Source organism: Mesorhizobium sp. M0045, from assembly GCF_040323385.1.
Classification (GTDB): Bacteria; Pseudomonadota; Alphaproteobacteria; order Rhizobiales; family Rhizobiaceae; genus Mesorhizobium.
Window position 1 is genome coordinate 1 of record NZ_JAMYUY010000053.1, and the last position, 5404, is coordinate 5404.

The 5404-nt window shown below is 61.0% G+C and carries 5 protein-coding genes; 3 read left to right on the forward strand and 2 right to left on the reverse strand.

Features of this window, described 5'->3' with window-relative positions; all coding sequences use genetic code 11:
- Positions 1 to 321: 321 nt before the first annotated feature.
- Together NKJ72_RS30655 and NKJ72_RS30660 are read right to left on the reverse strand one after the other, a co-directional pair.
- Positions 322 to 651: an MlrC C-terminal domain-containing protein gene (locus tag NKJ72_RS30655; RefSeq protein ID WP_352480763.1), complete on the reverse strand. Its 330-nt coding sequence runs from the start codon at positions 649 to 651 to the stop codon at positions 322 to 324.
- Between the two features lie 802 nt (positions 652 to 1453).
- Positions 1454 to 2104: a GntR family transcriptional regulator gene (locus tag NKJ72_RS30660; RefSeq protein WP_352480759.1), complete on the reverse strand. Its 651-nt coding sequence runs from the start codon at positions 2102 to 2104 to the stop codon at positions 1454 to 1456.
- Between the two features lie 112 nt (positions 2105 to 2216).
- Here NKJ72_RS30660 and NKJ72_RS30665 point away from each other — a divergent pair, with 112 nt between their 5' ends.
- From NKJ72_RS30665 to NKJ72_RS30675, 3 genes are all read left to right on the forward strand, one after another.
- Positions 2217 to 2981 (forward strand): LamB/YcsF family protein, encoded by a 765-nt coding sequence (locus tag NKJ72_RS30665; RefSeq protein WP_352480760.1) that lies wholly within the window; start codon positions 2217 to 2219, stop codon positions 2979 to 2981.
- A complete protein-coding gene (locus tag NKJ72_RS30670) occupies positions 2974 to 4569 on the forward strand; it encodes a 5-oxoprolinase subunit B/C family protein (protein ID WP_352480761.1) in 1596 nt (531 codons plus the stop codon). The genes NKJ72_RS30665 and NKJ72_RS30670 overlap by 8 nt, the downstream gene beginning before the upstream one ends.
- The coding region (locus tag NKJ72_RS30675) for an ATP-binding protein (RefSeq protein ID WP_352480762.1) at positions 4566 to 5404 on the forward strand (839 nt) is incomplete at its 3' end. The genes NKJ72_RS30670 and NKJ72_RS30675, both read left to right, overlap by 4 nt.

A 5404-nucleotide genomic window follows, 5' to 3' on the forward strand; every position in this document is an offset into this window, starting at 1 on the left:
AAACCTGCGTCGCGAGCCAGATCGAGCGAAAGGTCCGGTTCCTGAGTGGCGCAAACGTCGTGGGCGAAATTGGATCCTCATCTGCGCCCGCCGCCCTGCTCATTTCCCCCGAGCCTTTGCCTTCCGTCTACTGGTCGGTGCACCCGGCGACCGCCAAGCCTGTTCCGCCGCCTGGGGGATTGGCACGTCACCTCACAGCAACGCGCCCAGGACCTCCCAAATAGCTCCAAAAGCTACAACTGGCATCGCTCTCACTGCACTTAAACTCAAAGCCTATCAGCCGCTCGACTTCGCCGAGGACAACCTAAATGAGGCTCCACCCTAATCGAGCTTAATGTCGTCGAGCGGCCAGATCGGGCGGCGGACATGGCGGTACTCTGTTTTTGATAGGGCGGCGGATCCCATCATCCCGCCGCCGTCGACCCTGATCACCTCGCGCGCGATCGGTTCGAACGCCGCACGGAAATGATGATAGGACTTCAGTGCTATGGTCGCGCAGTGAAGCGGGTCGATGCCAAGGCAGGTGAGCTGGGCGAGGTCGGTCGCTTGGCCTGTCCGCGAGATCACCGCGATTTCGACACCGCCCACGCGTAGCATCAGGCTCGGCCCGTAATTGCGCCATGCCCCTCCGCTCCCATGGGCCCATGGCAGCGGAAATGCCCGTCGATGATCGAGACAATCTGCGCCTCAACTTCGAGCGCCCCCCGCCCATCTCGGGGGCGTGCTTGCCGCCGAGCAGGATGCGCCCCTTGTTCCCTAATTAGCGCGCCATCGCAGCCCTCCGCGCCTGCAAGGAACCAGGCGCAGAGTTGCTCAAAAGTTTCCTTTGTCACCGTTCCCCCGGGGGTGGCGCTAGCTAAGCTGTGACAAGAGCTCCCAGAATTGATCGCGTCGGTGCATGGTAGATCGAATCTTTCTAATCTGGATGTTCAATTGCAATCTCCTCAAACACTATTTCGCCGCCCGTATCGATCCGGGGTCTTTTCCGAATACGTCAAACATGTCAGCGCCGCTGGTGTCGCAATTCTTCGCAGAAGAAATTTCCAAACTATAGGGCATAGGCCGCCCTTTGCATGTCTTGATGCCTCGCAACTGGCACGGTCTCTGTACGACGCGTCTGCTCTTATGAATCTGCGAGCAAGGAGTTTTTCCAATCAAGTGGTTCCTGGCTCCGTTCCCCGGGTTTGTGTCCATGTTTGTATGCAAAACTCGAAGAACTGCTGGCCCTGTTGACCGTTTCGTAGATCGTGAGGGTTTGCGGCTGTAACGGGCCCTTTGGATGATGGTGAGGACATCGGCCAAGCCGGGACGTCGGCCTTTGTCACAGGTCGCGCCACGAGCAGGTCGCCAACTGCCCTATTGTGAAGCCAACGGCAACTTTCGTTGCAATCGAACCGAGCCTATCATTGCCACCTTTGGGAGCCGACAGCTTGAGCAGCAAAAGCTGCACCTTTCATCGCCTTCTCCGTTGCAGCGCTGCAAGCACCGCTTTTTCTGATTTGCGAAGATATGTTTCCAGCTGCGAAACCGCAGCTGGAATGTCGCCGTCCTCGAGCGCGCATACTAGAGATGCGTTCAGATCGATATACGACTCATGGAGGTGCGGGGTGTCCTCGAGCTGCCCGAAGACTAGCCGAAGTTCGGCTAACACCAGGTCGAACCAGGCGCTGAGTCGAGGACTATCGCAGAGATCGACCATGGCTCGGTGGAATTCCATGTTTGTCGTGCCTACCTGCCGCCAATCGCCATCGGAGCCCACCTTCCTAGCCTGCTCTACCAGCAAGCGCATTTGCGCGATGGCCGGATGCCCTCTGACCGCAGCTTGCACAGCCCCCTTCTGAATAACAGAACGCACGCGATAGATATCGATGACGGCCGCTTCGTCCGGAGCGACAACAAACACCCCGCGGTTGGGAATGTATTTCAGCAGCCCTTGACTTGTGAGCAGTCGGAAGACTTCGCGCAGCGTATTGCGCGAAATGTCGAACTGGGTGGCGACCTGCTGCTCCGAAAGCTTCTGTCCCGGCGCGAATTCACCCCTTATAAGGAGCCCGCGTATGCGCGCTGCCACCGTTTCGGCTAGCGACTGGTCTTCGTTTTCCATGTGTCCCGTTACCATTCCATGCCTGCCCTCGCTCTCGCTGCCAGATTCTTATTGTTGAACAATCTAAGATATGTTATTCAACAATAAAGGTCATCAGCTAATCAGGCTACCTATGACACGTATCGACCTCAACAGTGATCTCGGTGAGGGCTTCGGCCCTTGGGCAATGGGAGACGATGTGTCGATGCTTTCCATTGTCACCAGCGCCAATATCGCCTGCGGCTTCCATGCCGGCGATCCGGCGGGCATCCTTGCTGTCCTGACCGAAGCGACAAGACGTGGGGTTTCCGTCGGCGCGCATGTTGGATACCGCGATCTCGTCGGCTTCGGCCGACGCAACATGGACCCGTCCAGCGCGGAATTGATTGGCGATACGATCTACCAGATCGGTGCCTTGCAAGGTCTCGCCAAAGCCGCCGGTACGACGGTACGCTACATCAAGCCGCACGGCGCGCTCTACAACACCATCGCGCAGGATCCCCGCCAGGCGGCCGATGTCATAGTAGCCATCAAAGCAGTCGATCCCTCGCTTGTCCTCATCGCGCTCTCGGGGGCACCGATTGTTGAACAGGCACGTGCAGCAGGACTCGAAGTCGTCTGCGAGGCCTTCGCCGACCGTGCCTACAATGCCGATGGCAGCCTCGTCAGCCGCCGGCTCGCGGGTGCCGTCATCCACGATCCGAAGCCGGTCGCGGAACGCATGCTGCGCATGGTCATCGAGGGCCGCATCACCGCCATTGATCGCACGGACATCAGGCTCGAAGCCCAGTCGATCTGCGTTCACGGCGACACGCCCGCTGCCGTCAACATCGCCCGCGCGCTGCGCGATTTACTTCTTGGCCACGGCATCGAGCTGAAGCCCTTTGTCCATGGCTGAGGGCCTGCGATTCCTCGCTGCCGGCAGTGATGCCTTCTTGGTCGAGCTCGTTGACCTCGCCACAACGCTGACGCTGCTCGACGGTCTGCTCGCCCAGCGGCCAAAGGGCACGGTCGATCTCGTGCCTGCCGCCCGTAGCTTACTTGTCCGCTTCGATCCTCTGCTGACGGACCGTGAAGAGCTCATCAACACCATATGCCGCATCAACCTTTGCTTGCGCAGCAATCGGCAAGGCGAGACGTTCGAGATTCCCATCACCTATAATGGCGAGGACCTCAACGAGGTCGCTGAGTTTCTTGGCTGGACGGTGGACGAGGTCATCCGCCGTCATACGGAAGCGACCTTCACCGTCGCTTTTACCGGCTTTGCGCCGGGCTTCGCCTACATGACGTGCGACAATCCAGCCTTCGACGTGCCGCGCCGGAAGAGCCCGCGCGTGCGTATACCGGCAGGCTCCGTCTCTCTCGGCGGCAAATTCAGCGGCATCTATCCCTCCGACAGCCCAGGCGGCTGGCAGCTTATCGGCAGAACTCCGCTGAAGATGTGGGATACCAACCGCCAGCGCGCTGCGCTCCTCGCTCCCGGCGACCGCGTCCGCTTCCGCAATTTGTCAACGGGGGCCTCCGTTCCCATTCTCGCACCACCGGTACCGAATACCGAAGGTCTCCGCACGGCAGGCCTTCTTGTCACCCGATCCGACAGTCCGGCGCTCTATCAAGACCTCGGCCGCCCTGGCCGCGCGGATCAGGGTGTGTCGGAATCGGGGGCCCTCGACAAATACAGCCTTATTCACGCAAACCTGCGTGTCGGCAACCGGCGGAAGGCCGCAGCGATCGAGATCGCCTTCGGCGGTTTCGCGGTCAAGGCCGACCGGCCGGTAACGCTTGCGATCACCGGTGCGCCTGCTCCGCTTACGATCCGAACCGCGGATGGCCGCAGTCTCTCAGCCCCATTCGGCCGACCCTTCGCGCTCGATGCAGGGGATGAGTTAGTGCTGGGGTCCCCGCCCGAAGGCGTGCGAAGCTATCTGGCGCTGCGCGGCGGATTCGACGTCGAAGCCGTCCTCGGCTCGGCGGCGACCGACACGCTGGCGAAGGTCGGGCCCGCATCAATCATGGCAGGTGACATCCTGGTGCCGGCGAACGAACCCACCACTGCAGTCGATCCCTTCCAAACGACTTCCAAAAAACTGCCGAAGGCCGGCAACACTGTAACGCTTGATGTGGTGCTCGGACCTCGCACAGATTGGTTTACGCAACAGAGCGTCGAAGCGCTCCTCGGTCGCGACTGGCAGGTGACAGCGGAAACGAGCAGGGTCGGCATGCGTCTTGCCGGCGCCCAGCCTTTGGAAAGGCGTGATGCGGCGGAACTCCCCTCGGAGGGCACCGCACTCGGGGCGATCCAGGTGCCGCATAACGGCCAGCCGGTACTCTTCCTTGCCGACCATCCGCTCACCGGTGGGTATCCTGTGATCGGTGTCGTCGCCCGTCACCATCTGGATCTCGCTGGCCAAATTCCCATCGGAGCGAACATCCGCTTCAACGCGATCGCTGCCTTCGACCCGCTTATCAGGAAAACCCACCGATGAAGAAACTCCTGATCGCTAATCGCGGCGAAATCGCAATCCGTATAGCCCGCGCTGCGCGCGACTACGGCGTCGCCTCGGTCGCGATCTATTCTGATGCCGATGCCGGATCGCTCCACGCCGAACTTGCCGACGAAGCCTATGGTCTCGGACCTGGCCGTCCAGCCGACACCTACCTGAAAATCGAAAAGATCCTCGAGATCGCTCGCCGGGCCGGAGCAGATGCCGTCCATCCCGGCTACGGCTTCCTGTCGGAGCGCGCGGAGTTTGCGCACGCAGTACTCGACGCCGGTCTCACTTGGATTGGCCCGGCGCCACATGTCATCACCACTCTCGGCGACAAGGTTGAAGCCAGGCGCATCGCAGCCAAGGTTGGGGCGCCGCTGGTCAACGGTTCGGAAGGACTAGCCTCGGCAGCGGAAGCCGTCGCGTTCGCCAAGGAAGTCGGCTTGCCGGTTGCCATCAAGGCCGCATTCGGAGGCGGCGGGCGCGGTATGAAGGTTGCTCGCAAGCTCGAAGAAGTCGGCGAACTTTTCGATTCGGCGGTGCGCGAAGCGACGGAAGCCTTCGGCCGAGGCGAATGCTATGCCGAGCAGTTCCTCGACAAGCCCCGCCATATTGAGGCGCAGGTCATCGCCGACAGCCACGGACATACGGTGGTACTCGGCACGCGCGACTGCTCGCTCCAGCGCCGCAACCAGAAGCTCATTGAGGAAGCCCCTGCTCCCTTCATCTCAGACGAACAGCGCGCCCGTATCCACGACGCCGCCTGCGCGATCTGTGTGGAGGCCGGCTATACAGGCGCGGGCACGGTTGAATTCCTGCTGTCAGAGAACGG

What these genes read in the sequence shown, in the direction of transcription:
- NKJ72_RS30670 (WP_352480761.1), top strand. Translation starts at nt 2,974, where the DNA reads ATGGCTGAGGGCCTGCGATTCCTCGCTGCCGGCAGTGATGCCTTCTTG.
- NKJ72_RS30665 (WP_352480760.1), top strand. Translation starts at nt 2,217, where the DNA reads ATGACACGTATCGACCTCAACAGTGATCTCGGTGAGGGCTTCGGCCCT.
- NKJ72_RS30660 (WP_352480759.1), bottom strand. Translation starts at nt 2,104, where the DNA reads ATGGAAAACGAAGACCAGTCGCTAGCCGAAACGGTGGCAGCGCGCATA.